Origin of the sequence: Salinimicrobium sp. TIG7-5_MAKvit, assembly GCF_049569215.1 — a bacterium.
GTDB lineage: Bacteria > Bacteroidota > Bacteroidia > Flavobacteriales > Flavobacteriaceae > Salinimicrobium > Salinimicrobium profundisediminis.
In genome coordinates this window covers 3,718,919-3,743,833 of record NZ_CP145903.1, presented here as the reverse complement: position 1 = coordinate 3,743,833, position 24,915 = coordinate 3,718,919, and the positions used below count along the sequence as shown (strand labels likewise).

The window sequence follows — 24,915 nt, the reverse complement described above, 5'->3', positions numbered from 1 at the left end:
AGCCAATGCCAATTAGGAGTGAATAAAAGCGGCAAATCCCAAATTTTCTTTAACCTGAGGTAATCTTTATGTAATTTTGGCCATCAAAACTTAAAAGGTGCGAAAGGATACGCTCAAACATCAGGGAAAGAGGTTACAATTGGCAAAAGTCGTGGAAGATAAAGGGATCAGGGATGAAAAAGTTCTTGATGCCATTAAAAAAATTCCCCGGCATTTGTTCATGGATAGCAGCTTTGAAGATCATGCGTACCAGGATAAGGCTTTTCCCATTGCTGCCGATCAAACTATTTCCCAGCCTTATACTGTTGCTTTTCAAACTGAAGTACTGCAGGTAAAAAAAGGGGATATGGTGTTGGAAATTGGTACAGGGAGTGGCTACCAAACCGCCGTTCTCTGTGAGTTGGGTGCAAAAGTTTACAGCATTGAGCGACAACTTGAATTGTTTAAGCGCACCAAGCTCTTTCTTTCAAAAATAGGATACCGCCCAAGATACCTGGCCTTTGGTGACGGTTATAAAGGGCTGCCCGATTATGCCCCTTTTGACAGGATCATTGTAACAGCTGGTGCACCTTTTGTACCGAATCCTTTACTGAGTCAGTTAAAAATTGGTGGCCGAATGGTTATTCCCGTGGGGAAAGACACTCAAATAATGACACTTTTGGAAAGAAAATCTGAAACAGAATTTGAAAAAACCGAATTCGGAAATTTCAGGTTTGTACCGTTGCTGGAAGACAGGAATTAGTATTCAGTATTCAGTGATCAGTTGGCAGTATTCAGTTCTTCAGTATGCAGTGTTCGGTTTTAAATTGTGCAGTAACAGGTTTAAAAAATAATTATCATCTTGTATAATTGTAACTTGTAAGTTACCTTTGGTTGTATGCGAAAGGTTAGGGAGGTATTATTTTGAGGAATTCTTGCTTTCGCAACCAGAAAGGGTTCAGGACAAGATATTTAAAGTCCTTGAAACCATCGAAACTTATGAAAGAGTTCCTTCAACATATCTTAGATCAATAAAGGGTGCCAAAGGTCTTTATGAAGCCCGAATAAAATTAGGAACAAATATTTGGAGGGTTTTTTGCTTTTTCGATGAGGGGAAACTTGTAATCCTGCTCAATGGATTCACAAAAATAACACAGAAGACACCTCAAAAGGAAATTGACAAGGCTGTTAATTTAATGCAGTCCTATTACGCAGATAAAAACCAGGACAATGGAAACTAGAAGTTGGAAAGATATAAAGGATACCGTCTACGGAGAGAAAGGAACTGAACGGAGAGATGAGCTGGAAAGGGATTTTGAGTCATTTAAAATAGGCCTTTTATTGAGAAAGGCAAGAGAAGAAAAAAACCTAACCCAAGAACAACTCGCAGATTTAGTGGATAAAAAAAGAACATATATTTCCCGGGTTGAGAATAACGGAAGTAATCTCACCTTAAAAACTTTATACGATATAGTTGAAAAAGGACTGGGTGGAAAGGTTAAAATATCAATAGAGATTTGATACTAGTGATCTCAGAAAGGAGTGTTCAGTATTAAGTTCTTCAGTATTCAGTAAAAATAAGTTGAACAATTACGAGTAGGGAGAATTAGTATTGAACAAGAAGCTGTTACCTGTAACAGAACCCGCAACTCGCAACAAAACGTAGAACCCGCAACCCGCAACTCGCAACTCTTTCAACCCGCAACCCGCAACAAAATTTACCTATACTCTTTCTGAATTCTATCAAGTTTACGTTTGCTTTCCCTGTCTTTGATGGTTTCGCGTTTATCGTAAAGTTTTTTACCCTTGGCAAGTGCGATCTGCATTTTTGCGAGTCCGCGGTCATTGATGAAGAGGCGGAGAGGAACAATGGTCAATCCGGAGTTTTTCACTTCTTTTTCCAGCTTTCTTAACTCCTTGCGGTTAAGCAGAAGTTTACGGGCGTGTTTGGGATCGTGGTTGAAGTAGGTGGCGTGAGAATACTCCTGCACCGTCATGTTAATGACAAATAATTCACTGTTGGAGAACTCACAAAAACTCTCGGCTATAGAGGCTTTTCCCTCTCTTATAGCTTTTATCTCGGTACCGGCCAGTTTTATTCCTGCAATATATTTGTCAAGAATTTCGTATTCAAACTTGGCTTTTCGGTTCTTAATGTTGATGTCGTTCTTCATATCAACAAAAATAATAAGCTTTGGCGAATTACCCGTGTTTTTAGGGAAATCTTAAAAGGCGGAGTTTTAATTTCAGTTTGAGCCCCAGATTCGGTATTTTTGTTTCTTTACAATCCCCCGTCATGAAAAAATACTTGGTACTCCTATTTGTTCTGTCCCTGGCTTCCTGTAATGAACAAGCTCCTCAATCTAAAGCCGATAAGATCATAGCAAAAGCTGTTGAAAACGCCGGAGGGGAGAAGTATGAAAAAGCAAATATTGAATTCCGGTTCCGGAAAAATATTTACACCAGTACCCGCAATAACGGAAAGTTTGAACTCACCCGAAGAATTACCGATTCTACGAACACTACCTATGATGACATCTTGAATAACGAAGGTTTTAGGCGCTTTCAGGGAGAGGAACAGCTCAGTTTATCTGATTCTCTTTCCGAAGCTTATGCCGAAAGTGTCAATGCGGTGCATTATTTCGTACAATTGCCTTTTCGCCTGAATGACGATGCGGTAATTAAAGAACTTGTGGGGCAGGATACCATCAACGGCAAAGTCTACCACGAGATCAAAGTCACTTTTGAGCAGCAGGGTGGAGGAGTAGACCACGAGGATATTTACATGTACTGGATCGAAAAAGATGATTTTACCATAGATTACCTGGCCTATCGTTTCTTTGTGAATGACGGCGGAATTAGATTCAGGAAGGCAGTAAACCCACGAATGGTAAACGGAATCCGGTTTGTGGATTACGAAAATTATAAAACCGATGCGCTATCTACTCCCTTAGAAGAGCTTGATGATATGTTCGAAAAAGGGAAATTAACCACGGTTTCTAAGATTGAAAATGAAATTCTGAAGGTTGAAATTCAGGATTAATTTTTAGACCATCCGAGATTGCTCCTGAAATTTTCGCAATAATCTTTTGTAGCGGGGCCTGTTGTAACGCTGCACGATAATAGGGTAAAGATTCAGCAGTACATTGAGCACGATGAGCCATAGTGCTTACCTCCAGGTATTTGCTACTATAAATGTTACCAGCATTACGATAAGAAATATTATCGCGTGTCCGGCTTCAGAACTGCGGAACCCCTGTTCAGCACGCTTTAAAGCTTCTTCCTTTTTGATGATCTCAAGGTCTTTGCGGCTTATCTTTTCCCAGCCCGTCCATACCATTAATTTCCTGTACAGATGTACCCCCGAAGAACCTGTAGATGTGTCCTTTTTTCTCAAATTGCAGGGTATTGAAATAAACCGAATTATATTTCCACTTAAAAATAGAATCCAGATAGGTGTACCAGGCCATCAGGATAAAATTGAGTACCCAGGCAAAAGTAAAATCTGTAAAACTGGTTAAAACACCTGTTAGATAGCAGAATTTAATAGAGACTGAAGTTGCTAAAAATGCTTTAATTCAGTTTAGCATTCAGAAACAACTTTTAAAAATGCCATTTTTGACACCTTAGTTGATAAAAAGTACCTGGGAAGTCTTTTCGCCCCCCGGCGAGACGGTAACAATAAATAAGCTGCCGTATTCTGATTCATCAAGATCCTGATATTTATTTTCTCCCAGCAGCAGGTTTACAAATGCAGGATTGGTATTGCTGTGCCCCACGACGAGTACCGTTTTTTCTTTTGTCTTCTTCTGAAATTCGGAATCGTTTAATTTTTTGGGATCGTAAATGTCTATCTTCTTCTGTTGCTTATCGGCCACCGCCCTGGCGGTATTCATGGTGCGATGGTAATTGCTGGAATAGATAAGGTCAAACTCAACTTCTTCAAATACTTCAGCCCATTTAGCTGTCCGTTTTATCCCGGCTTCAGAAAGTTGCGGATTCCGGTCTTGCGGATCGGTCATTTCCTTTTCGGCATGACGAATAAAATAATATTGCGTGGTAGCTTCCTGCAAAGGTGGTGCTATAGGATTTTCATAAGTTTCTCCTAAAGATAGAATTGAAAACAAAAAGATGAAAAAAGTACGCATAGATTAGCTTTTTGGAACAAATTCCATGAGAATGACCTGGTTGAGCTGCTGCCCCATGGAGTTGAAGTTATTATCAGAAATAAGGATAAGGCTTTGATTGCCGTTAGGAAGTTTGGGGCCAAAGGTGATGCCCTCAATGTTATCAATGATTTCCTGGCTCAGGTATTTTTTTGCCCATTTAAAATCGTAAAGCAAAGTTTTCTTTGCAGGATTATTAAAGGAGACACGAAGATTATTGATATCTAAAGTATTTGTAGCCAGGCTGGCATCTACATCAAATATTCGCACAGTATTGCCTTTTTGACCATGACCGGCTGCAAAACCTCTTTCCAGGATAAGAAACTTGTTGGGGGCGTACTCTAAAAGATCGGTAACGCCATTTACTGCAAAATAGAGCCAGGGTATTTTTGCTATTCTTTCTAAACGGTAGGGGAATTGCTTTACAGGTTCTCCGGTTTTTTTGTCGAAATAGGTGATGCGTACCGGCGATTTTGTGGGATAAAGCTTAGGTTTTGGTCCATCAGTGACCAAAGGAAGTTCCATGGCCGCCCATATTCCTTTTTGATCAAAGGAAGCGGCAAGTCCTTCAAGCGTTCCGTTATTTCTGGGCTTCTTGATACTTTCAGCTAAAAGATTTGCGGGTACAGCAAAAGAGTCGACGTAATTTCCCTTTTTTGACACCCTAAAGAGCATAGGGTCTTTTTTATTATTGATATTTCCTTCGCTGGAAAGCACAAAATTGTCTTCTTCAGCCTGGAAGAGAATACTTTCTAGATCCAGATGTTGCTCCTTGAGGCTTTCATGTTCTTTATTCAGAAGAATTACATCAGAAATAACTATCGTATCGATCTTTTCTTCGGAAATAGCCATGTTAGCCACATAAATCCGCGGCATAGAAGGCTGGTCGCTTACCATATAAAATTTCCCTTCCTGGTAATCGATGCCCGAAAGGCCGCCAACCTCTGTACCTTTTACAGTGAGGTTGTCGGTAATATTATAATCGTCTAAAAATTTTACCTGTACGTTTGAAGTACTACCTATTCGGGAACTTTTACAGCTAAAGAAGGCTGTGGCTATAAGAACTAAGAAGAATGCTTTTTTCATGCCGATAAAAATAACAAATTCTTAAGAGCAAAATAAGACTTTTTTAGCGGCAGGGCAGCCCTTGTTTAGCTACTTTCGATAAGAACCATTAAAACTTAAGTTATGAATGATGACCAAATTGAAGGAAAGTGGAAACAGATCAAAGGACAGTTTAAGCAAAAGTACGGAGATCTTACCGATGATGATGTAACCTATCGTGAGGGTAGATTTGATGAAATGCTTGGGCGCCTACAGGAAAAGACCGGCCGCAGCAAGGAAGAATTGAAGAAGGAAATTGACAGATGGTAGGATTTTCCTGGAATAAAAAAATGACACTATCCCGTAAAGTGTGTAAGTTTTAAATAAAGGGGTTTGACTTTTTATCTAAAGTTGAACCCTTTCTTCGTATATAGTCAAGAACTGATTGAGGACGATTCCCCAATTTCTAATGGGCATAGACCATTTTTTGGTTGCTTCCCTCAGAGCCAAATATACAGATTTCATTACAGCATCATCGGTTGGGAAGGATAATTTGTTTTTAGTGTACTTTCTGATCTTACCATTCAGGTTCTCAATAAGATTGGTGGTGTAAATGATTCGCCTGATCTCCAGCGGGAACTCATAAAAGACGGTAAGGTCTTCCCAGTTGTCCCTCCAGCTTTTTATCGCATAAGAATACTTAGAGTTCCATTGGGTGGCAAAATCTTCCAAGGCAGCTTCTGCGGCTTGTTTGGTAGGTGCATCGTATATCAACTTCATATCCCTGGTAAAGGCTTTTTTATCTTTCCAAACTACATACCTACAGGCGTTTCTGATCTGGTGAACCACACAGATTTGAGTTTTAGACTGTGGAAAAACATTCTTAATGGTATCCGTAAATCCATTGAGATTATCAGTGGCAGTGATTAAAATGTCCTCAACTCCCCGGGCTTTCATATCGGTCAATACGCTCATCCAGAAGGCGGCAGATTCATTCTTTCCTAACCAAAGGCCAAGAACTTCCTTTTTACCATCTCTTCTAAGGCCTACAGCTATGTAAATGGTTTTGTTGACTACCTTAGAGTTCTCTCGAACCTTGAATACGATTCCGTCCATCCAAACGATCAGATACACAGGCTCTAAAGGACGATTTTGCCAGGCTACGATATCATTGCTGATTCTGTCTGTAATTCTGGATATAGTAGAAGTAGAGACATCAAAACCATACACCTCAGAGATTTGCTCCTCAATATCGCTATTGCTCATTCCCTTTGCATATAGTGATACAATAACATTTTCAATCCCGTCCACCATGTTTTTTCGTTTGGGAACGATCATGGGATTAAAAGAGCCATCACGGTCGCGGGGAACCTTTATAGTGTCTTCACCGTAAGAGCTGCGAACCTTTTTCTGAGAATAACCGTTCCTGGTATTTCCAGATCCAGACTTTTGGTTCTTGTCGTAATCCAGATGGCCATCAAGTTCACCTTCAAGTATTTTCTCCAATCCTCGTTTTTGAAGTTGCTTGAGAAAGCTGCTAAGTTCTTCTCCGGATTTAAACTGTTTTAAAAACTCATCATCGAATAGATCTTCTTTTTTCATCAATGTGTAAATATTAGTGCCTGGATTTTGCAGGCAAGGTTAAAAAAATAACGGGGCTAACAAACCCCTTTATTTAAAACTTACACAGTTTTTAATATAGTGCCAAAAAATGGCCCCGATTAATTGGGGCCATTTCTATTATTGGGCGATTTCTTGGTGGTTTCTAAAGACCAGTTCGTCGTCAAAGCAATCGAGCAGCACAATACTATCGGTATGTATTTTACCACTTAAGATCTCTTTGGAAAGTTTATTAAGTACTTCTTTTTGCAGCGTTCTTTTTACCGGTCTTGCCCCGTATTGAGGATCAAAACCTTTGTTTGCCAGGTTTGCAATGGCTTCTTCGGTTGCATCAAGAGTAATACCTTGTTTCGCAAGCATTTTGGTTACGCCTTTCATTTGGAGACCTACAATTTGCTTGATATCCTTCCTGGTAAGCGGTGCAAACATCACGATATCATCAATCCTGTTTATAAATTCTGGCCGCACGCTCTGTTTTAGCAGGGCCAGCACTTCAACTTTTGCGCTTTCCATCGCAGTTTCAGTATCTTTAACCGTGTCAAATTTTTCCTGGATAATGTGAGAACCCATATTTGATGTCATAATAATAATGGTGTTCTTAAAATCGGCCAGGCGTCCTTTGTTATCAGTAAGCCTTCCTTCATCAAGTACCTGCAAGAGGATATTAAAAGTGTCGGGATGGGCTTTTTCTATCTCATCAAGCAGGATCACCGAATAAGGTTTTCTCCTTACCGCTTCTGTAAGCTGCCCACCTTCATCGTAACCTACATATCCCGGAGGCGCCCCAACAAGCCTGCTCACAGCGTGGCGTTCCTGGTACTCACTCATATCAATACGGGTCATCGCACTCTCGTCGTTGAAGAGATAATCGGCAAGAGCTTTGGCCAATTCGGTTTTACCAACTCCGGTAGTACCCAAAAACAGGAAGGAGCCTATAGGTTTCTTTTGATCCTGTAACCCTGCCCGGCTCCTGCGCACGGCGTCACTTACGGCCTCTATAGCCTCGTCTTGACCTACCACTCTTTTATGAAGTTCATCTTCCAGTTTGAGAAGTTTCTCCCGTTCGGTCTGTAACATCTTGGTAACCGGAATGCCTGTCCATTTAGCTACAACTTCAGCAATATCTTCGTTGGTGACTTCTTCTTTGATCAAAGATTTTCCCTGCTGATTCTCTTCCAGTTGCTTCTGAAGTTCGGCCAGCCTTTCCTGTTCTTCCTTGATCTTACCATAGCGCAGTTCGGCTACTTTTCCGTAGTTGCCTTCTCTTTCGGCACGCTCGGCTTCAAGCTTATAATTCTCTATGCTCGATTTTGCCGTCTGGATGTTGTCTACAACGTCTTTTTCATTCTTCCACTGGGCATGGAGTTCATTGCGTTCATCTTTGTAATTAGCAAGATCGGCTCTCAAAGCTTTAAGCTTATTTTCATCATTCTCCCGTTTAATGGCTTCCATCTCTATCTCAAGCTGCATGATCTTTCTGTCGAGCACATCGAGTTCTTCAGGTTTGGAGTTGATCTCCATTCTTAACCTGGATGCTGCTTCGTCCATTAGGTCTATGGCCTTATCGGGTAAGAACCTGTTGGTAATGTAACGTTGCGACAACTCAACAGCCGAGATGATTGCCTCATCTTTGATCCGTACTTTATGGTGAGTTTCATACTTTTCTTTGATTCCGCGTAAGATAGATATGGCACTCTCAGTATCTGGCTCATCTACCATTACCTTTTGAAAACGTCTTTCAAGGGCTTTGTCCTTCTCAAAATACTTTTGATACTCATCTAAAGTGGTTGCTCCAATAGCGCGCAATTCCCCTCTTGCCAGGGCAGGTTTTAGAATGTTGGCTGCATCCATGGCGCCCTGGCCACCACCGGCACCTACAAGAGTGTGAATCTCGTCAATGAACAGCACGATGTTCCCTTCACTGGAAGTTACTTCTCTAATGACGGCCTTTAGTCTTTCTTCAAATTCCCCTTTATATTTTGCGCCGGCAATCAAAGCCCCCATATCAAGGGAATAGATTTGTTTATCCTTGAGGTTTTCGGGAATATCACCTGCAACGATACGATGGGCAAGACCTTCGGCAATGGCGGTTTTACCCACACCGGGTTCTCCCACTAACATTGGGTTGTTCTTGGTTCTTCGCGACAGGATTTGCAATACCCTGCGTATCTCTTCATCGCGTCCAATTACAGGATCAAGCTTTCCTTCTTCGGCCAGTTTATTGAGGTTGTTGGCGTATTTATTCAGGGAGTTGTAGGTTTCTTCGGCACTTTGGGAAGTGACTTTTTCTCCTTTTCTAAGTTCTTCAATTGCAGCTTTTAAACCTTTTTCGGTTGCGCCCTGGTCTTTCATGATCTGGGCTACTTTACTGGAAGATCCAAAAATGGCTAAAATAAGGTGCTCTACGGAAACATATTCATCTCCCATTTTCTTAGCTACGGAAGATGCATCGGTAAGAGTTTTGGATGCTTCGCGCGAGAGCATAATATCTCCGCCGCTCACCTTCGGAAAATTCTGAAGTGTCTTGTCCAGGATCTGCTGAAAGAGACTCACATTAATATTGAGCTTCTTCAGAAGAAAAGGAGTAACATTCTCATCTACTAAGGTAATTGCTTTGAATATATGTTCGTTCTCTATTTGCTGATGCCCTAACTCCTGCGCCAGTTGCTGGGCCTGCTGAATGGCCTCCTGACTTTTTATTGTAAAATTATTTAAGTTCATAGTTGATCTTTTTGTTTAGTTTTAGCAAAGCATGTACCAGTACAATAATGCCGACAAAATGGCTGATATTTTGCAGAATCTAATGACTTTTTGTCTCTTATAGAGATGCTAAAGTTAAGGCCCTGTAACCGAATTATCAGATGATTTTACTATTTTACAGAGTTCAATAAACGTGTAACTAAAGCCTTCAAAAATGGGATTATTTGATAAAGTTTTTAAAAGTGAAAGAGATATCGTGAAGAAAGAGATTGTGGAGGTGCCATGGCACGCTCTTACTGAAGAGAAGCAACTTGAAGAGATCGAAAAAGAATCTGATTCGCAACCTGTAGTGATTTTTAAACATTCTACCCGCTGCGGAATCAGCCGAATGGTATTAAACAATTTTGAGCGAAGTTATGATCTGCCAAAAGATGAAGAAGTAAAACTTTACTTTCTTGATCTCTTAGCGAACCGCGACATTTCTAACGCAGTGGCCAGCCGCTTTGGGGTGAGACATGAAAGCCCACAAATGATCATCCTTAAGAATAGGGAAGTAGTTCATCATTCCTCACATCAATCCATTGAAGTTCAGAATATAAAAGATCAATTGTAGGTTAATTTTTTCTCAATTATGATCAAAGCTAAAATCCGGTTAAAGATTTTATAATCAATATTTTAAGAGGTGATTTCTAATTATATTTAGAGGTGTTATCTAAGAACCTTAAAAATTGTAATTATGGAAGAGAGAAGAGAAGATCGCAACCGCGATCAAAATGAAGGGCAAAGGCGTCACCAACAGGAAGAAGAAAGAAGGAGCCCGGCGCAACAGGCCGCAGGTGACCGTGACAAGCAAAAGCAGGAAGATGCCGAGAGAGAAAGAGACATGAACCGCGATAAAAACCGAGAAGATCGCAATAGTAGAGAAGAGCTTATTTAGCATCCTTTTAAAATAAAAAAGAGCCGTAAAATATCATATTTTACGGCTCTTTTTTATTGGTTGTTGTAGAACTTACTTCTTCTTAGGCTCAAAAACAGGAAGCAGCTTTGTGCTTACCTCCCCAAATCCAATCCTGTAGTTATCTTTTTGGCAAAAACCACGCATAATAACAGTATCGTTGTCTTCAATAAAAGTACGGGTACTGCCGTCAGAAAGTTTTACAGGTTTTTCACCTTTCCATGAAAGTTCAAGCATAGATCCGTAAGAGTCGGGCGTGGGGCCTGAAATTGTTCCCGATCCCATCATGTCTCCGGAAAGTACAGGGCAACCGTTCACGGTGTGGTGAGCGAGCTGCTGGCTCATGTTCCAGTACATGTGTCTAAAATTGGATTTAGAGACCCGGGTTTCTTCAGCATTCTCGGGCTTAATAAATACTTCAAGTTCTATATCAAAACTCTTTTTACCTGTAGATTGAAGGTAAGGCAATAGTTTCTTTTCAGGTTTTGGGCTTTTCACCCTAAAAGGTTCAAGCGCATCTAAAGTAACGATCCACGGGGAAATGGCAGAAGCAAAGTTCTTGGCAAGAAAAGGTCCTAAAGGCACATATTCCCAGGTTTGAATATCGCGTGCACTCCAGTCATTAAAAAGTACAAGTCCAAAAATGTAATCTTCGGCTTCATCTATTGGTATGGGTTCCCCAAGGTGGTTGACATCGGTAGTGATAAAAGCCATCTCCAGTTCAAAATCCACTCTTTTTGAGGGGCCGAATACAGGCTCATCGGCATCTTTAGGTTTGGTTTGTCCCTGTGGGCGGTGAATTGGGATGCCACTGGGAACTATAGAAGAACTTCTTCCGTGGTAACCTACCGGAATATGAAGCCAGTTGGGCAGCAATGCATTATCTGGATCGCGAAACATAGTACCCACATTGGTAGCGTGCTCTTTACTGGAATAAAAATCGGTATAATCGCCTACCTGTACAGGCATTTGCATTTCAATCTCATCCAGGGTAAAGAGAACAACCTGCCGGTGTTCTTCATTATCGCGAAGGCTTTCATTGCTGGTGTCAAAAATTTCAGCAATACGATTCCTTACAAGTCTCCAGGTTTTTTTTCCGTCAGAAATGAAATCGTTCAGGGTATCCTGTAGAAAAATATCGTCAGTAAGGGGGATACCTTCAAAATAACCCAACTGGTGCAGGGCACCCAGGTCTATTGCGGTATCTCCTATACGAGTTCCAATGGTGATGATATCATCTCTTGTAAGAAAAACTCCAAAGGGGATGTTTTGTATGGGAAAATCAGAGTTTTCGGGTACTTCCAGCCAGGTTTTTCGTGTAGGGTCGTTAGCTGTAATGGACATAATAAATGTTGGTATTTTGTTAAAATCAATTCGAACCAAATATATTATTTTCTTACTAAGAACCGAATGTATTTGCTATTTTTGAGTATTATTTAACGTAAAAAATGCATATGCAACGGGATAACGAATTATTTGATTTAATTGACGCAGAAAAGGAGAGGCAACTTAATGGTTTAGAGTTAATTGCCAGTGAAAATTTTGTAAGTGAACAGGTACTCGAAGCTGCCGGTTCTGTACTTACCAATAAATACGCCGAAGGTTACCCGGGTAAAAGATATTACGGTGGGTGTGATGTGGTAGATGAGGTTGAAAATTTGGCGATCGATAGATTAAAAGAACTCTTTAATGCCGAATATGCGAACGTGCAGCCGCATTCTGGATCTCAGGCCAATACTGCTGTTTTTCACGCCTGTATGAAACCCGGTGATAAATTCCTTGGTTTTGACCTTTCCCACGGCGGACATTTAACTCACGGTTCTCCCGTAAATTTCTCCGGAAAGCTTTACAATCCTGTATTTTATGGAGTAGATAAAGAAACCGGACTTATAGATTATGACGAAGTTCAAAAAATAGCTGAAAGAGAGAAACCCAAAATGATCATTGCCGGTGCCTCGGCATATTCAAGGGAAATAGACTACAAGCGTTTTAGAGAGATTGCCGACAGTGTTGGTGCCATACTTTTTGCAGATATCGCACACCCGGCAGGTCTTATAGCTAAAGGTTTGCTCAGCGACCCAATTCCTCATTGCCACATCGTTTCCTCAACCACTCATAAAACTTTGCGCGGGCCTCGCGGCGGAATTATTATGATGGGGAAAGATTTTGACAATCCTTTTGGCGAAACTCTTAAGAACGGAAGCCCTAAAAAGATGTCTATGCTGCTTAACAGCGGTGTATTCCCCGGAAACCAGGGTGGGCCTTTAGAGCATATCATTGCAGCAAAGGCTGTGGCTTTTGGTGAAGCCCTTACCGATGAATTCCTTCATTATACGGTACAGGTGAAGAAAAACGCCAAACGTATGGCTGAAGCATTTATGAAAAAAGATTACCAGGTGATCTCGGGTGGGACAGACAATCACATGATGCTTATCGACCTGCGCAATAAAGATATCTCAGGGAAAGAAGCCGAAGAAGCTCTTGGAAAAGCCGATATCACGGTGAACAAGAACATGGTACCTTTTGATGATAAATCCCCTTTTGTAACTTCAGGAATCCGCATCGGGACTCCGGCGGTAACCACCCGCGGACTCAAAGAAGCCGATATGGATACTATTGTTGACCTTATTGATCGCGTGATCACTAATTATCAGGATGACGAGAAGCTTGAAGCGGTGAGACAGGACGTGATTAACCTTATGCAGGGAAGACCTCTCTTTCAGATGTAAGGGAACAAATAATTAAAGTAAATATTAACGCTGCCTTAGGTCTCAAAAATGGGATTTTTAGGCAGCGTTTTTTATTTCTGAAGTTTTATTAATTCTGCGGAAGTGCAGGTTGGGGATAGATAAATATCAGGGCCTCATTTGCTTCCGAAGTTGTCGTGAAAAGCTGAAATTTGAGTGTTTTACTCCCTTTTATGGAAAACGTTACGTAGTTCTTCGGTGATTTTGGTGGGTTTCTTTGAATGGGCGTCCAGCAGGCACCACATAGATTTTGCCGCAACTAAAACGTCACCGTTTTTGGCACTTTTGATGTTTACAAACCTTTCAGAAGTGACAAAAGTGGTCTCTCCCACATAGGTTTCTATAATAAGGTCATCTCCCAAAAATGCCTGTTTTTTGTAGTCTATTTCGTGGCGAATCACCACCCAGATAAAGTTTTCTTTAAGCTCATCGGTAGCTCTAACTTCCCAGTGCTCTTTTGCGATATCCTGTATCCACTGCACATAACGTACATTGTTCACATGGTTGAGGTCATCTAAATCATCTTCGGAAACCGTTCTTTTATGTGTGTATGTTTCTGCAGGTACTACCATTAGTTCTCTATTATTTTTACTTCAAAAAGTGTATCCCAGTCTTTTCCGGTAACGTAAAGTTTCTTGCTCCCGGGGTCGTATGCAATGCCGTTGAGCACATCGTTTACCGGGTCAAGATCGGCGGTGTTTCCCAGTTGGTCGCGTAAACCAGAGAAGTTGATCACTCCTTCTATAGCGCCATTCTTCGGATTAATTATTGCAACCCCGTCTTTTTGATAGGTGTTGGCGTAGATTTTTCCATCTACCCATTCCAGCTCATTGAGCTGTGTGGCAATGGTGCGATTGGTTACCGTTTGAATATAATCTGTCTCTGGTAGGGAAGGAGAAGCGGGGTCTAAAAACCATATTTTCTCGGTACCATCACTTTTATACAGTATGCTACCGTCATTTGCCAGTCCCCAGCCTTCTTTACTTTTTTCATAATTAAACTCTCCGGTCTTCTCGAAAGTCTCTACGTCATAAATAAAACCGACTCCTTCTTTCCAGGTGAGTTGATAGATCTTATTATTGAGTATGGTAATGCCTTCAGCAAAATATTGAGAAGGAATGTCAATTTTTCTTTGAACTTCACCCGTTGTGAGATCTACCAGCCTTAGAGAAGAACTCCCATAGTGGCCGGTACTTTCATAGAGTTTATTTTCAAAGAATTCCAGTCCCTGGGTGTAAGCATCGGCCTGGTGCGGATATTTATTGATGATCTCGTAAGTATAGGTAACAGGGGCAGCGTCATTAAAAAGGGTAATTTCCTGTTGCTTTTCAACCACTTCACCATTATTATATATACGAGCATTTAGCTGCCACTTGCCCAGTTTTTCTCCATCAAAAGTGTGGTTAAGGGATTCTCCCCCTACAGTTTTTGCTAATCTTTGTTCTCCCAGAAAGTAAATCACAGAATCTTTTTCTCCGTTTACCTGCGCCTGCAGGCTTTCGCCAAGCTTAAATTCCTTCTTGTTTTCTTCTATTTTTAAAGAATAATTATTTTCTGATTCATTGGAGTCACTTCCGCAGGAATGCAAAATTACACCCAATGCCATCAAAAAGAGAGGATTATATACCTTCATGTTTCACAGTAATTTTTATGGAAGCTAATTTAAAGAATTCAGCTTAAAAATTCCTTGCAAAAAACATGAAAGGTTGTATATTTGCCCCGGCAAGTCCCACACAACCAGCTCCTGCTGAATCCCCCAGGGCGGGAACGCAGCAAGGGTAAGCGGTCGTAGCGGTGTGATGTGGGTAGCTTGCCATTTTTTGTTTCCAATAGTCTCGATTTATTGCATCTTTGCAGCATGACAGAAACAGCTTCAAAAGTGGTGCTCGTAACAGGAGCATCTTCAGGAATTGGAAAAGCCATTGCCAATTTTCTTCAATCAAAGAACTATACCGTTTTTGGAACCAGCCGTAATCCGTCGGGGCGGAATTCTGCCTTTCCTCTGGTCGCGCTCGATGTTACCAAACCTGAAACCATCACCGCTGCCGTGGCTGAAGTTATTGCTTCCGCAGGAAAAATTGATGTACTTATCAATAATGCGGGGGTTGGTATTACCGGCCCAATTGAAGAAACGCCCGATGAGGAAATTAAAAAGGCTTTTGATACCAATTATTTTGGGCCCATAAATGTCATTAAGGCCGTACTGCCTCAAATGCGGAAAAACAACACTGGTCTTATTATTAATGTAACTTCCATCGCCGGGTATATGGGGTTGCCTTACCGCGGAATTTATTCGGCTTCAAAAGGAGCGCTGGAGATCACTACCGAAGCTTTTAGAATGGAGCTGAAGGATTCAAATATCAAAATGACCAATATAGCCCCGGGAGATTTTGCCACTAACATTGCGGCGGGAAGGTATCACGCGCCGGTAATAGCAGGTTCTCCTTATGAAAAGCCTTACGGCAACACGCTTAAGATCATGAATGAGCATGTAGACCAGGGTAAAGATCCCAATATGATGGCCAAAGTGATCTACAGCATACTTCAGGAAAAAGATCCAAAAATACATTACAAGGTAGGGGAGCCGCTGCAAAAGTTCTCTATTGCTTTAAAGCGCATATTGCCCGATAAATTGTATGAGCGCCTACTCTTAAAACATTATAAGTTGTAGTTTTGCAGAAGGTTGAAAAATGGCATTTTTCAGCAGTATTTAATCATTTATAACAACACACTATGAAATTTTTTATCGACACAGCAAACCTTGACCAGATAAGGGAAGCCCAGGATCTTGGGGTCCTTGACGGAGTGACTACCAACCCTTCTCTTATGGCTAAAGAAGGTATCACCGGGAAAGACAACATCATTGCCCATTACAAGAAGATTTGTGAGATCACTACCGGAGATGTTAGTGCCGAAGTGATTGCGACCGATTTTGAGAATATTGTAAAAGAAGGAGAGGAACTTGCCGCTTTGCATGATCAAATTATTGTGAAAGTGCCTATGATCAAAGACGGTATTAAAGCCATCAAATACTTTAGCGATAAAGGAATTAAAACAAACTGTACTTTGGTATTTTCGGCAGGTCAGGCGCTTTTGGCAGCCAAAGCCGGTGCAACTTATGTTTCTCCTTTTATCGGGAGACTTGATGATATCTCAACAGATGGTTTGAACCTTATCATGGAAATACGCCAAATATATGATAACTACGGGTTTGAAACTGAAATTCTTGCAGCTTCGGTGAGGCACACCATGCACGTAATTGACTGCGCTAAAATAGGTGCCGATGTAATGACCGGGCCACTTTCGGCGATCACAGGTTTATTAAACCACCCACTTACTGATATTGGTCTTGAGAAATTCCTTGCCGATCATAAAAAAGGGAACTAAGGTTCCAAAAATGACATTTTTTAAAGCTTTTTTTCTTCGGAAGAAAGGCTTTTTTAATGGAGAGCATTTTGAGGAGCCAGGATTAAGATTCGGAAGAGGAGGGATTGCTATCGCACATCTACTCCTGAAGTAGCTATCAACTTTAAGCCCTTATTACTGAAGGATTTTGAAAGAATACTGACGGGTTGGGAAAATTCAGGTTCCAAAAATGCCATTTTTGACACCTTCTTCTTCGGAAAAAGTTTCTTTAGTTGAGAAAGGCCAGAAGCCTCGATTCAAATTCGGGCGAAGAGAGGTAAACGTCGCCCACTTCCACTACTGAAGCATCGTTCACAAATAACATTTTAGTGAGGAAATACTGAAAAGCTTCCTTGTGGATCCTGGCGGGCGCCAGCTGAAATTCGGTTGCCGGGTCGTAGCCATTTTGTCTTACAGCAACTCTCCATGCGGGTTCTTCAGAAAGGTCGAGATTGATGCCTATAAAATCTACTTCGGGATATTTTTTTCGGTAAAGATCTATTACCTGGTGTTCATTCTGGTAACTTTCATCATAAACAGACCAAAGAAATATCACAGTGGGCCTTCTAATGATATCCTGTGTAGTGACGAGCTCCCCCTCCATATTGAGCAGGGGGACTGCTGCCAGTGAGGTGCCGGGAAGGTAGGCCAGTTGTACCGTGGCCAGGTCTTCAAGTTTTTCAAGATTTTCATCAGGGAAGTTAAGGGCCTCCAGTTCGTCGAGAATCGAAACTATATTCTCCTTGTTTTCTGCCATGATGATACCTCTTACGGCAATTTTTTCCAGTAGCTGTTCCCTTATCTTTGGCACTCTAATGAGTTCGCCGGCTTTGCGAAGGCGGGCTTTTACATTGGCAACATCGGTAAGGCTGTAACAATCGGCCCTGTCTAAATTACTGTCGGCACACCAGGCCAGGGAATAGTTAATAAGATAGTTCTCCAGTAGCCTTTTATAACCGGGGCTGCACTGAATATTCACACAGTTAAAATCGATCTCTTCTCTGTAATCGTGAAAATTGGCAGGGAATTGCCGGGAGTAGTCACGATAGTATTTATTTACGAGATAAGTGTAACGCTCCCTTAGATCATAATTTTCATAATTGATGATCTCCCGTGCCAGCTGGTTAAATTCGTCTGAAAAATTTTTCTTTTCGGAAATTGCGGCCAGGTAATCTATTCGCTCCTGCCTTATAGAATCGGCTTTTTCAAGAAAAACAGGGGGTGTGTACTTATGAAAGTTGAGCAGGAGTTGGGAGTTGTTCTCATCTTTTAAGAACATTTCAGCCATAAAATTGTTCTTCGCATTGCCTTTTCCGCTGAAGTGGAGAGATTCATCAAATGCTAAAGTATTTGCTCTTAGCAGCAGGCTGTCTCCCGGAGAAATATAAATATTCTGAGTTTCGGGCTTATGTTGAAGTATATATAAGCCTTCCTTTGCATTCTCGATTTTGTAGTTAAATCTATTGTTTTCATCGAGCGTAACCGTATCAAGAACTTCCCCCTGGTGTTTAACGACCACATACTCTAAGGTAGGATTAATAATCTCCCCTCCAATATAAGCATATGAAGGACTGGTAGTTAAATTGTTACAGCTGGAAATAAAAAAGCTGAGGCCCAGTAAAACCAGTGCTGGTAAGGCATCATGTAAAATATGTAAACTATTGCTTTTCAAAATTTTTGGGGGACAAATAGCGGATAGCAAATGTAGACCCGAAGCAACAACAGCGATGTTAACTCCTCGTTAAATAGAGAATTATAAAAGTTAATGTTTTAAGGGATAAGCTTAAATGGCTACTTTTGCAAAAATTTAGAAAAGACTATATGTTATCAGTTTCAAATTTATCTGTTCAGTTTGGGAAAAGAGTGTTGTTTGATGAAGTGAACACCACCTTTACCCAGGGCAACTGTTATGGAATTATTGGTGCCAATGGTGCCGGAAAATCTACTTTCTTAAATATCCTTAGCGGGAAGTCAGAACCTACTTCGGGCCACGTACACCTGGAGCCGGGAAAAAGAATGTCTGTTCTTGAGCAAAACCATAACCTTTATGACGAATACCCTGTACTGGAAACCGTCATTATGGGAAATAAGCCTCTCTATAACATCAAAAAAGAGATGGATGAGATCTATGCCAAAGAAGATTTTGGGGATGCCGATGGGGAAAGAGTAGGAGTGCTACAGGTTGAATTTGAGGAAATGAATGGCTGGAACGCCGATAGTGAGGCTGCTGCCCTGCTTTCTAACCTTGGTATAAAAGAAGATAGCCACTACACGCTTATGGGCGATCTTGATAACAAGCTTAAGGTTAGGGTGCTTTTGGCGCAGGCACTTTTTGGTAATCCTGATGTGTTGATCATGGATGAGCCAACAAACGACCTGGATTATGAAACCATAAACTGGCTTGAAAACTTTCTTGCCAACTATGAAAATACAGTGATAGTGGTATCTCACGACCGTCACTTCCTGGATTCTGTGTGTACCCATGTTTCTGATATTGACTTCGGAAAGATCAACCATTACAGTGGTAACTATACTTTTTGGTATGAATCTTCACAGTTGGCAGCACGCCAGCGATCTCAGCAGAACAAAAAAGCTGAAGAAAAGAAAAAGGAACTTGAAGAATTTATTCGTCGCTTTAGTGCCAACGTGGCAAAATCTAAGCAGGCTACTTCCAGGAAGAAGATGATCGCAAAACTAAATATTGACGATATTAAGCCTTCAAGCCGAAGGTATCCTGCGATTATTTTTGAAAGGGAAAGAGAAGCCGGGGATCAAATTCTAAATGTAGAAGGTCTTGAGGCTTCTATTGAAGGGGAAACGCTATTTAAAGACGTGAATATTAATCTTGCGAAAGGAGATAAAGTAGTGGTGTATTCAAAAGACTCACGAGCCACTACAGCTTTCTACGAGATACTTAATGAAAAGGAAAAAGCCGTATCGGGTAAATTCAGTTGGGGAATTACTACCAATCAGTCTTACCTGCCCTTAGATAACTCCGAATATTTTGACAATGACCTTACTCTGGTTGACTGGTTGCGCCAATGGGCTAAAACCGAAGAAGAGAGGGAAGAAGTTCATATCCGCGGATTCCTTGGCAAGATGATCTTTAGCGGTGAAGAAGCTTTAAAAACAGCCCGGGTGCTTTCTGGAGGTGAAAAAGTGCGTTGTATGTTAAGCCGAATGATGATGATGAGGGCGAACGTACTTATGCTTGACGAGCCAACCAACCACCTAGACCTGGAATCTATTACGGCATTCAACAACTCCCTCAAGAACTTTAAGGGTACTGTGATGTTTACCACTCACGATCATGAATTTGCACAGACAGTTGCAAACAGGGTAATTGAATTAACTCCTAACGGTGCTATAGATCGTTACCTTACTTTTGATGAGTACATGAGTGATCCTAAGATCAAGGAACAAAGGGATAAAATGTATTCTAAGTAATATAAAAGATAAGAGGCTGTCTAAAAAGCTTTACATCTATGTGATGCTATTCTAAAATTGCATCACCCTGCTTAAATTAAAAGGAGGATAATTGGGGTGAATTTTTAGACAGTCTTTTTTTATGCTTCTTTGTCTTTCCAGAAGAACTTGTACAGGTCAAAACCTCCAAGAACTATAAAGCCTATGGCAATGATTATCCTGAAGGTGGTGTACTCTGCACCTGTAAGAAAGGTGTATATGCGGTAGCCTCCATAGCCCAGGAAAGCAAGACCCACAACCAGGTTAAAATAATTTTTTCGGGGAGCAGCAGTCATTTAATTAATCACTATCAGGAAAGGTTTCATTAGTGATGCGAAGCGCCTTCTCATAATCCTTTGATCTGGCGAAGAGCAAAACCTGTCCGGGCAAACCACCACCAAAGCCGGCTCTTAATCCGGAATCAAAATCATTTCGTACCCGGGTAGCGATTCCTTCTTCTTCAAGTAAGTTCTGCAGGTGTTGCACATTTACTTCACTCCCGGTATAAACTCTTTTGTACTCTTGTTGTTCTTCGTCGCTCATATAATGTTATTTTCCTATAAATTTAAGAATAGGCAAATGACTTCAGGAGTATTTAATTTGAGTTTAACATTTGTATCAGGCATTATAGAATTTGCTGTTCCAGTTTCCCGAACTAAAATTTTTTCCGAGGCTAATTCCGTAGAAAAATATCAGCGCAACCATAGATTTAAAACAGTACATGTAAATAATAAGGAATTGCGAAGTCTCCCTGAACTGAGAGAAGAAAAGTTCCCTGACTCCAAATGAGAGCAGAAAGCTGGAGAGGAAACAAAAGATCAACAGGTTTTCAAGATTTTTAAGTGGCCACATCAATAGCTTTCTCAAAGGGTGCATATCGGTACCCCATTTGTGGAGAAGATAGTAGTACCCGTTGCCTAATGGCGCAAACAGCATAGGATCATCGGCATTTTCAAGCCTGAAATATTTGGCAGGAGCAAGCATTTTAAAACCTTGCAGAGAAATACCGTGTTTCTTTTCCACTTCCTTTACTGCGCTTACCGCTTCAGCAGGTAGATCTCCCTTAAAAAATTTAGTTTCGAGAAAGCGGAGCCTAAAATCTACACAGATCTTTTTAATCTGGTTTTCATGAAAGATCTTTTCAGTTTCCAGTAAATCGAATACCAATGGGTTTGAAATTGATTCTTCGGCGCTCCCTTCAGCAATTTTACGCAGGATCTCTTCTTCTGAATTTTCCTCTCTTTTCAGGATCTTCTTTACTTCCTCCAGTACTTCCTGTTCTTTCATCTCCTTCCGGCGCAGCAGCTCCATCTCCCTCTGAAGGTTTGTTCTCTCTAGCAGCATTTTCTTTTCCGTTTAGCAGCTAAAAATAGGGAATAACAGCAAAACATGCAAAAAATCGGCTTTTTGGCTATGTTTTAAGGAATCCTACTGTTAAATTTAAGAGGTGATGGTTAAATTCATTTTAAACCTGCGGTTCTATTTATCCATTAGTAATAGATGCGCTAAATTGAGGATAACGAACTTTAAAAACCCTTAAAAAATGAAAATTTTTAGACACTTTTTAAGCCTGAGTATCCTGGCAGGAATTCTCCTGGTTGGTTGCGGCCCCAAAGTAGATACCAACAAAAGAACGGCTAAGAGCTTAAACAGTTATGAAAGCTATGCCTTCTTACCCAATCAGGATACTATACAAACTTCTGTTTATGACAATGCGCAGGTGAATGAAATAGTTATAGACGAAATTCGGCAGAACATGCAGGATCTAAACTACAGGCTAGATCGCAACCAACCCGATCTCCTGGTGTATTATCACCTAATGTTAGACGAAGAAATGGCGGTAAATGCTAATCCTGTTTACACCAACTACAGTTATTACCGTCCCGGATTTTACGTAGGACCGTACTATAGGAATTATGCTTATAATAACTACTTCACCGTTCCCAGAATTGCAGGAAATAGTGTACAGCAAGTACCATATAAAGAAGGTACCATAGTAATTGACCTTATTGACCGCCGTACCAATGAGATTGTATGGAGAGGAAAGGCCGAGGATGTTGTTTCTCCCGACAATCTTAGTGAAGAATTAAGGACTTATGTAAATGCCATTTTTGACAGGTTACCAAAGTAAACCTTGAGTAAACCTTAATGCTGATTGTAAAATAGCATTTAAAAAACTGCAAAGAAAAAGGCTGTTCGGGGAACAGCCTTTTTTCTTTATCTGAGCTCTAAGCCCTGCATTTATCTAAGCTCTGCACCCAGTTGCTTTTCCAGGTTTTGTTGCAGCTTGCCCATTATTTTATCAATTTGTTTATCGGTAAGGGTTTTTCTTTCATCCTGCAGGATAAAACTCACTGCATAACTCTTCTTTCCTTCCGGAAGATTAGCCCCTTCGTACACGTCAAAAAGATTTACTTCCTTAAGAAGGTCTTTTTCAGTTTTAAAGGCTATGTCGTAGATCTGTTCAAATTTCACAGCGTCATCAAGTAAGAGGGCAAAATCTCTTCTCACCGCCTGAAACTTGGAGATATCCCTGAATTTGTTCTGTTGGTCTTTAGAAGTTTCTACCACCATATCCCAGTTGAAATCGGCATAAAGAACTTCCTGGTTGATGTCGAAATTTTTGAGGATCTTTCTTTTGATAACTCCAAATTCTACCACTCTCACATTATTTAAGCTGAAAGAAATTCCTTCAGAAAAAACGTCATTTTTGACAGGTGAGGTTTTAAGGTCTCTTATACCCAGTCTTTCCAAAACTGAAGTTACTACTCCTTTAAGGTAGAAAAATTCCCCTTTTTGAACAGCATTGGTCCAGGTTTCTCTGTTCCTGTTACCCGAAATAAAGATAGAAAGGTGTTTCTTTTCTTCCCGGCCGCTGTTGTAGTTGTGATAGGTCTTTCCGAATTCAAAGAACTTAAGGTCGGCTCTTTTGCGGTTCAGGTTATAGCTCACTGCCTCAAGGCCCGAGAACAATAACGACTGCCGCAGCACAGAAAGATCCTGGCTAAGCGGGTTAAGCATTTTCACCACATGTTCTTCCTTCAACTGCTCACTAAGACCCAGGTGGAAAGGAGTAGTAAGTGAATTGGCCATGGTTTCAAAGAATCCCTGCCCTACAAGCTGTCCGGCAATTAAATTCTGAAGTTTGTAATCTTCAAATCTGGTAGAATTGGCGACAGAGGCATTGATCTTATCTCCAAATTCAATATTGTTGTAACCATAAACCCTTAGGATCTCTTCAATAACATCGGCCTCTCGTTTTACGTCTACACGGTATGGTGGTATGGTAAGCCCCATTCCGGTTTCGGTAACGTTGTTCACTCTTATTTCGAGTGAAGCAAGAATAGATTTGATGGTTTCTTTAGACAGATTTTGCCCAACAAGAGAATTGATCTTTTCAAAAGTGAGGAAAACAGGGAAGTCTTCAACCTTTTTTGGGTAATAATCGTCAATATCACTTGAAACACTTCCTCCAGCCAGCTCCTGTATGAGCAATACTGCACGTTTAAGAGCATATTCGGTTATGTTGGGATCAATACCTCTTTCATATCTAAAGGAAGCATCGGTATTTAAACCATGGCGTTTGGCTGTTTTTCGAACAGTTACAGGATTGAAATAGGCGCTCTCAATAAAGAGATTATTGGTTCCCGATGTTACCCCGCTGCTAATTCCGCCAAACACACCGGCTATAGCCAGGGGCTTTTCGGCATCACATATCATAAGGTCCTCTTCATGCAGCTCTCTTTCAACTTCATCTAGCGTCGTGAATTTTGTTCCTGCCTCTAATGTCTGCACAATGATCTCATTCCCTGAGATTCTGTCGGCATCAAAAGCGTGCAGGGGCTGGCCTAGCTCATGCATCACGTAATTGGTCACATCTACAACATTGTTCTTTGGTGCGATTCCAATTGCTTTAAGCCTGTTTTGCAGCCATTTTGGGGATTCTGATATTTCTACCCCGGTAATGGTCACTCCGCAATATCGGGGCGCCAGTTCGGGCTTGACAATTTTCACCGGAATCCTTCGGCTGCGGCTGTCTATATGAAAACTACTTACCGAAGGGGTAATTAGTTCCTGGGGTTCTCCCTGTTGTTGTAGCCCCGCTTTAAGATCGCGCGCTACTCCCCAGTGGCTCATGGCGTCGGCACGGTTTGGTGTCAAACCTATTTCGAACACATGGTCGTCTTCAACTTCAAAAAGACTGGCTGCCGGGGTGCCCACTTCAATACTGGAATCGAGTACCATTATGCCGTCATGGCTTTGTCCCAGTCCCAGTTCATCTTCGGCACAAATCATCCCGTGACTGCTTTCGCCTCTTATTTTACTTTTCTTGATTTCCCAGGGAGATCCTTTTTCATCATAAAGGGTAGTGCCTACTGTTGCCACCGGTACTTTTTGTCCTGCAGCTACATTAGGTGCCCCACAAACAATTTGAATCGGTTCGCCGTTGCCTAAATCTACAGTGGTAACTTTAAGTCTGTCGGCGTTGGGATGGGGTTCGCAGGTAAGCACTTCTCCTACCACTATGCCCCTAAGGCTGCCTTTTACACTTTGAAATTCATGAATACCTTCTACTTCAAGGCCCAGATCTGTGAGCAGTTCTCCTGTTTCTTCAGGATTACGATTAACTTTTATGAATTGTCTAAGCCAGTTATATGAAATCTTCATTGAGCAAATTTTTCGAGCTGCAAAGATAGTATTACCATTGATTTTGACATAATAAAAAAGGGAAGAGCAGCAATGTCAACTATAAAAGACTAATTTCTGAAAAACAAAACTGTTTCAGGATTGCTGTAATGCCCTGAAGTATTCATCTAAAAGAAGATAAATTCAT

27 protein-coding genes and 1 other RNA gene are annotated in these 24,915 nt (G+C 41.1%); 13 read left to right on the top strand and 15 right to left on the bottom strand.

Annotated elements, in window-relative coordinates; translation table 11 throughout:
* The first annotated feature begins 97 nt into the window (after window positions 1-97).
* The 3 genes from V5739_RS16795 to V5739_RS16785 all read left to right on the top strand — a co-directional run bounded on the left by V5739_RS16795 (window position 98) and on the right by V5739_RS16785 (window position 1,500).
* Window positions 98-742: a protein-L-isoaspartate(D-aspartate) O-methyltransferase gene (locus tag V5739_RS16795; RefSeq protein WP_266068885.1), complete on the top strand. Its 645-nt coding sequence runs from the start codon at window positions 98-100 to the stop codon at window positions 740-742.
* Window positions 743-869: 127 nt separating this feature from the next.
* Window positions 870-1,220 carry a type II toxin-antitoxin system RelE/ParE family toxin gene (locus V5739_RS16790; protein WP_423819114.1) on the top strand — a complete coding sequence of 117 codons (351 nt, stop codon included), beginning with the start codon at window positions 870-872 and terminating at the stop codon, window positions 1,218-1,220.
* Window positions 1,210-1,500: a helix-turn-helix domain-containing protein gene (locus V5739_RS16785; protein WP_423819113.1), complete on the top strand. Its 291-nt coding sequence runs from the start codon at window positions 1,210-1,212 to the stop codon at window positions 1,498-1,500. Before V5739_RS16790 ends, V5739_RS16785 begins: the two co-directional genes overlap by 11 nt.
* Before the next feature lie 197 nt (window positions 1,501-1,697).
* Here V5739_RS16785 and smpB read toward each other — a convergent pair whose 3' ends face one another.
* Window positions 1,698-2,153, bottom strand: coding sequence for an SsrA-binding protein SmpB (gene smpB, locus V5739_RS16780; protein ID WP_423819112.1), 456 nt, complete (start codon window positions 2,151-2,153; stop codon window positions 1,698-1,700).
* Window positions 2,154-2,275: 122 nt separating this feature from the next.
* Here smpB and V5739_RS16775 point away from each other — a divergent pair, with 122 nt between their 5' ends.
* A complete protein-coding gene (locus V5739_RS16775) occupies window positions 2,276-3,022 on the top strand; it encodes a DUF6503 family protein (RefSeq protein WP_423819111.1) in 747 nt (248 codons plus the stop codon).
* 3 nt (window positions 3,023-3,025) lie between these two features.
* Here the strand turns inward: V5739_RS16775 and V5739_RS16770 are convergent, their stop codons facing one another.
* From V5739_RS16770 to V5739_RS16755, 4 genes are all read right to left on the bottom strand, one after another.
* Window positions 3,026-3,133: a hypothetical protein gene (locus V5739_RS16770; protein ID WP_423819110.1), complete on the bottom strand. Its 108-nt coding sequence runs from the start codon at window positions 3,131-3,133 to the stop codon at window positions 3,026-3,028.
* 15 nt (window positions 3,134-3,148) lie between these two features.
* The gene (locus tag V5739_RS16765) at window positions 3,149-3,376 is read right to left on the bottom strand and encodes a hypothetical protein (protein ID WP_423819109.1); all 228 of its coding nucleotides are present in this window, start codon (window positions 3,374-3,376) and stop codon (window positions 3,149-3,151) included.
* A 229-nt stretch (window positions 3,377-3,605) separates the two neighbouring features.
* Window positions 3,606-4,127: a SixA phosphatase family protein gene (locus tag V5739_RS16760; RefSeq protein ID WP_423819108.1), complete on the bottom strand. Its 522-nt coding sequence runs from the start codon at window positions 4,125-4,127 to the stop codon at window positions 3,606-3,608.
* Window positions 4,128-4,130: 3 nt separating this feature from the next.
* Complete coding sequence (locus tag V5739_RS16755; protein WP_423819107.1) at window positions 4,131-5,231, bottom strand: esterase-like activity of phytase family protein; 1,101 nt, start codon at window positions 5,229-5,231, stop codon at window positions 4,131-4,133.
* A gap of 102 nt (window positions 5,232-5,333) precedes the next feature.
* On the opposite strand from V5739_RS16755, the gene V5739_RS16750 reads away from it, so the two are divergent.
* Window positions 5,334-5,519: a CsbD family protein gene (locus tag V5739_RS16750; RefSeq protein WP_266068891.1), complete on the top strand. Its 186-nt coding sequence runs from the start codon at window positions 5,334-5,336 to the stop codon at window positions 5,517-5,519.
* A 75-nt stretch (window positions 5,520-5,594) separates the two neighbouring features.
* Here the strand turns inward: V5739_RS16750 and V5739_RS16745 are convergent, their stop codons facing one another.
* Together V5739_RS16745 and clpB are read right to left on the bottom strand one after the other, a co-directional pair.
* A complete protein-coding gene (locus V5739_RS16745) occupies window positions 5,595-6,791 on the bottom strand; it encodes an IS256 family transposase (RefSeq protein ID WP_423818582.1) in 1,197 nt (398 codons plus the stop codon).
* A 138-nt stretch (window positions 6,792-6,929) separates the two neighbouring features.
* A complete protein-coding gene (gene clpB / locus V5739_RS16740) occupies window positions 6,930-9,530 on the bottom strand; it encodes an ATP-dependent chaperone ClpB (protein WP_423819106.1) in 2,601 nt (866 codons plus the stop codon).
* 193 nt (window positions 9,531-9,723) lie between these two features.
* Between clpB and ytxJ the strand changes: the two genes are divergently transcribed.
* Both ytxJ and V5739_RS16730 read left to right on the top strand, forming a co-directional pair.
* Entirely contained in the window at window positions 9,724-10,122 is a 399-nt protein-coding gene (ytxJ, locus tag V5739_RS16735; protein ID WP_423819105.1) for a bacillithiol system redox-active protein YtxJ, read from the top strand.
* Window positions 10,123-10,245: 123 nt separating this feature from the next.
* The gene (locus tag V5739_RS16730) at window positions 10,246-10,446 is read left to right on the top strand and encodes a hypothetical protein (protein ID WP_423819104.1); all 201 of its coding nucleotides are present in this window, start codon (window positions 10,246-10,248) and stop codon (window positions 10,444-10,446) included.
* Between the two features lie 72 nt (window positions 10,447-10,518).
* Here the strand turns inward: V5739_RS16730 and fahA are convergent, their stop codons facing one another.
* Window positions 10,519-11,808, bottom strand: coding sequence for a fumarylacetoacetase (gene fahA, locus V5739_RS16725; protein WP_423819103.1), 1,290 nt, complete (start codon window positions 11,806-11,808; stop codon window positions 10,519-10,521).
* 110 nt (window positions 11,809-11,918) lie between these two features.
* Here fahA and glyA point away from each other — a divergent pair, with 110 nt between their 5' ends.
* Window positions 11,919-13,193, top strand: a complete 1,275-nt coding sequence (gene glyA, locus V5739_RS16720; protein WP_423819102.1) for a serine hydroxymethyltransferase — start codon at window positions 11,919-11,921, stop codon at window positions 13,191-13,193.
* Window positions 13,194-13,372: 179 nt separating this feature from the next.
* On the opposite strand, the gene V5739_RS16715 is transcribed toward glyA, so the two are convergent.
* The gene (locus V5739_RS16715; protein ID WP_423819101.1) at window positions 13,373-13,783 is read right to left on the bottom strand and encodes an acyl-CoA thioesterase; all 411 of its coding nucleotides are present in this window, start codon (window positions 13,781-13,783) and stop codon (window positions 13,373-13,375) included.
* Complete coding sequence (locus V5739_RS16710) at window positions 13,783-14,844, bottom strand: glutaminyl-peptide cyclotransferase (RefSeq protein ID WP_423819100.1); 1,062 nt, start codon at window positions 14,842-14,844, stop codon at window positions 13,783-13,785. Before V5739_RS16710 ends, V5739_RS16715 begins: the two co-directional genes overlap by 1 nt.
* Before the next feature lie 87 nt (window positions 14,845-14,931).
* On the opposite strand from V5739_RS16710, the gene ffs reads away from it, so the two are divergent.
* The 3 genes from ffs to fsa all read left to right on the top strand — a co-directional run bounded on the left by ffs (window position 14,932) and on the right by fsa (window position 16,598).
* An RNA gene (gene ffs, locus V5739_RS16705) (signal recognition particle sRNA small type) lies at window positions 14,932-15,030 on the top strand.
* Between the two features lie 39 nt (window positions 15,031-15,069).
* The gene (locus V5739_RS16700) at window positions 15,070-15,882 is read left to right on the top strand and encodes an SDR family oxidoreductase (RefSeq protein WP_423819099.1); all 813 of its coding nucleotides are present in this window, start codon (window positions 15,070-15,072) and stop codon (window positions 15,880-15,882) included.
* Window positions 15,883-15,944: 62 nt separating this feature from the next.
* Entirely contained in the window at window positions 15,945-16,598 is a 654-nt protein-coding gene (fsa, locus tag V5739_RS16695; protein ID WP_266068900.1) for a fructose-6-phosphate aldolase, read from the top strand.
* Between the two features lie 247 nt (window positions 16,599-16,845).
* On the opposite strand, the gene V5739_RS16690 is transcribed toward fsa, so the two are convergent.
* Entirely contained in the window at window positions 16,846-18,288 is a 1,443-nt protein-coding gene (locus V5739_RS16690; RefSeq protein ID WP_423819098.1) for a TlpA family protein disulfide reductase, read from the bottom strand.
* Window positions 18,289-18,437: 149 nt separating this feature from the next.
* Between V5739_RS16690 and V5739_RS16685 the strand changes: the two genes are divergently transcribed.
* Window positions 18,438-20,063, top strand: a complete 1,626-nt coding sequence (locus tag V5739_RS16685; protein WP_266068944.1) for an ABC-F family ATP-binding cassette domain-containing protein — start codon at window positions 18,438-18,440, stop codon at window positions 20,061-20,063.
* Between the two features lie 119 nt (window positions 20,064-20,182).
* On the opposite strand, the gene V5739_RS16680 is transcribed toward V5739_RS16685, so the two are convergent.
* The 3 genes from V5739_RS16680 to V5739_RS16670 form a co-directional block, all read right to left on the bottom strand.
* The gene (locus tag V5739_RS16680) at window positions 20,183-20,377 is read right to left on the bottom strand and encodes a hypothetical protein (protein ID WP_266068902.1); all 195 of its coding nucleotides are present in this window, start codon (window positions 20,375-20,377) and stop codon (window positions 20,183-20,185) included.
* Between the two features lie 4 nt (window positions 20,378-20,381).
* On the bottom strand, window positions 20,382-20,624 hold the full coding sequence (locus V5739_RS16675; protein ID WP_266068903.1) for a DUF2007 domain-containing protein: 243 nt from the start codon (window positions 20,622-20,624) through the stop codon (window positions 20,382-20,384).
* Window positions 20,625-20,699: 75 nt separating this feature from the next.
* Window positions 20,700-21,425, bottom strand: coding sequence for a hypothetical protein (locus V5739_RS16670; RefSeq protein ID WP_423819097.1), 726 nt, complete (start codon window positions 21,423-21,425; stop codon window positions 20,700-20,702).
* Window positions 21,426-21,624: 199 nt separating this feature from the next.
* Between V5739_RS16670 and V5739_RS16665 the strand changes: the two genes are divergently transcribed.
* The gene (locus V5739_RS16665) at window positions 21,625-22,212 is read left to right on the top strand and encodes a DUF4136 domain-containing protein (RefSeq protein ID WP_423819096.1); all 588 of its coding nucleotides are present in this window, start codon (window positions 21,625-21,627) and stop codon (window positions 22,210-22,212) included.
* Between the two features lie 110 nt (window positions 22,213-22,322).
* On the opposite strand, the gene pheT is transcribed toward V5739_RS16665, so the two are convergent.
* Window positions 22,323-24,749 carry a phenylalanine--tRNA ligase subunit beta gene (pheT, locus tag V5739_RS16660; protein WP_423819095.1) on the bottom strand — a complete coding sequence of 809 codons (2,427 nt, stop codon included), beginning with the start codon at window positions 24,747-24,749 and terminating at the stop codon, window positions 22,323-22,325.
* Between the last annotated feature and the right edge of the window lie 166 nt (window positions 24,750-24,915).

What these genes read in the sequence shown, in the direction of transcription:
- V5739_RS16785 (WP_423819113.1), top strand. Translation starts at nt 1,210, where the DNA reads ATGGAAACTAGAAGTTGGAAAGATATAAAGGATACCGTCTACGGAGAG.
- smpB (WP_423819112.1), bottom strand. Translation starts at nt 2,153, where the DNA reads ATGAAGAACGACATCAACATTAAGAACCGAAAAGCCAAGTTTGAATAC.
- V5739_RS16775 (WP_423819111.1), top strand. Translation starts at nt 2,276, where the DNA reads ATGAAAAAATACTTGGTACTCCTATTTGTTCTGTCCCTGGCTTCCTGT.
- V5739_RS16760 (WP_423819108.1), bottom strand. Translation starts at nt 4,127, where the DNA reads ATGCGTACTTTTTTCATCTTTTTGTTTTCAATTCTATCTTTAGGAGAA.
- V5739_RS16755 (WP_423819107.1), bottom strand. Translation starts at nt 5,231, where the DNA reads ATGAAAAAAGCATTCTTCTTAGTTCTTATAGCCACAGCCTTCTTTAGC.
- V5739_RS16750 (WP_266068891.1), top strand. Translation starts at nt 5,334, where the DNA reads ATGAATGATGACCAAATTGAAGGAAAGTGGAAACAGATCAAAGGACAG.
- V5739_RS16745 (WP_423818582.1), bottom strand. Translation starts at nt 6,791, where the DNA reads ATGAAAAAAGAAGATCTATTCGATGATGAGTTTTTAAAACAGTTTAAA.
- clpB (WP_423819106.1), bottom strand. Translation starts at nt 9,530, where the DNA reads ATGAACTTAAATAATTTTACAATAAAAAGTCAGGAGGCCATTCAGCAG.
- ytxJ (WP_423819105.1), top strand. Translation starts at nt 9,724, where the DNA reads ATGGGATTATTTGATAAAGTTTTTAAAAGTGAAAGAGATATCGTGAAG.
- V5739_RS16730 (WP_423819104.1), top strand. Translation starts at nt 10,246, where the DNA reads ATGGAAGAGAGAAGAGAAGATCGCAACCGCGATCAAAATGAAGGGCAA.
- fahA (WP_423819103.1), bottom strand. Translation starts at nt 11,808, where the DNA reads ATGTCCATTACAGCTAACGACCCTACACGAAAAACCTGGCTGGAAGTA.
- glyA (WP_423819102.1), top strand. Translation starts at nt 11,919, where the DNA reads ATGCAACGGGATAACGAATTATTTGATTTAATTGACGCAGAAAAGGAG.
- V5739_RS16715 (WP_423819101.1), bottom strand. Translation starts at nt 13,783, where the DNA reads ATGGTAGTACCTGCAGAAACATACACACATAAAAGAACGGTTTCCGAA.
- V5739_RS16710 (WP_423819100.1), bottom strand. Translation starts at nt 14,844, where the DNA reads ATGAAGGTATATAATCCTCTCTTTTTGATGGCATTGGGTGTAATTTTG.
- V5739_RS16700 (WP_423819099.1), top strand. Translation starts at nt 15,070, where the DNA reads ATGACAGAAACAGCTTCAAAAGTGGTGCTCGTAACAGGAGCATCTTCA.
- fsa (WP_266068900.1), top strand. Translation starts at nt 15,945, where the DNA reads ATGAAATTTTTTATCGACACAGCAAACCTTGACCAGATAAGGGAAGCC.
- V5739_RS16685 (WP_266068944.1), top strand. Translation starts at nt 18,438, where the DNA reads ATGTTATCAGTTTCAAATTTATCTGTTCAGTTTGGGAAAAGAGTGTTG.
- V5739_RS16680 (WP_266068902.1), bottom strand. Translation starts at nt 20,377, where the DNA reads ATGACTGCTGCTCCCCGAAAAAATTATTTTAACCTGGTTGTGGGTCTT.
- V5739_RS16675 (WP_266068903.1), bottom strand. Translation starts at nt 20,624, where the DNA reads ATGAGCGACGAAGAACAACAAGAGTACAAAAGAGTTTATACCGGGAGT.
- V5739_RS16670 (WP_423819097.1), bottom strand. Translation starts at nt 21,425, where the DNA reads ATGCTGCTAGAGAGAACAAACCTTCAGAGGGAGATGGAGCTGCTGCGC.
- V5739_RS16665 (WP_423819096.1), top strand. Translation starts at nt 21,625, where the DNA reads ATGAAAATTTTTAGACACTTTTTAAGCCTGAGTATCCTGGCAGGAATT.
- pheT (WP_423819095.1), bottom strand. Translation starts at nt 24,749, where the DNA reads ATGAAGATTTCATATAACTGGCTTAGACAATTCATAAAAGTTAATCGT.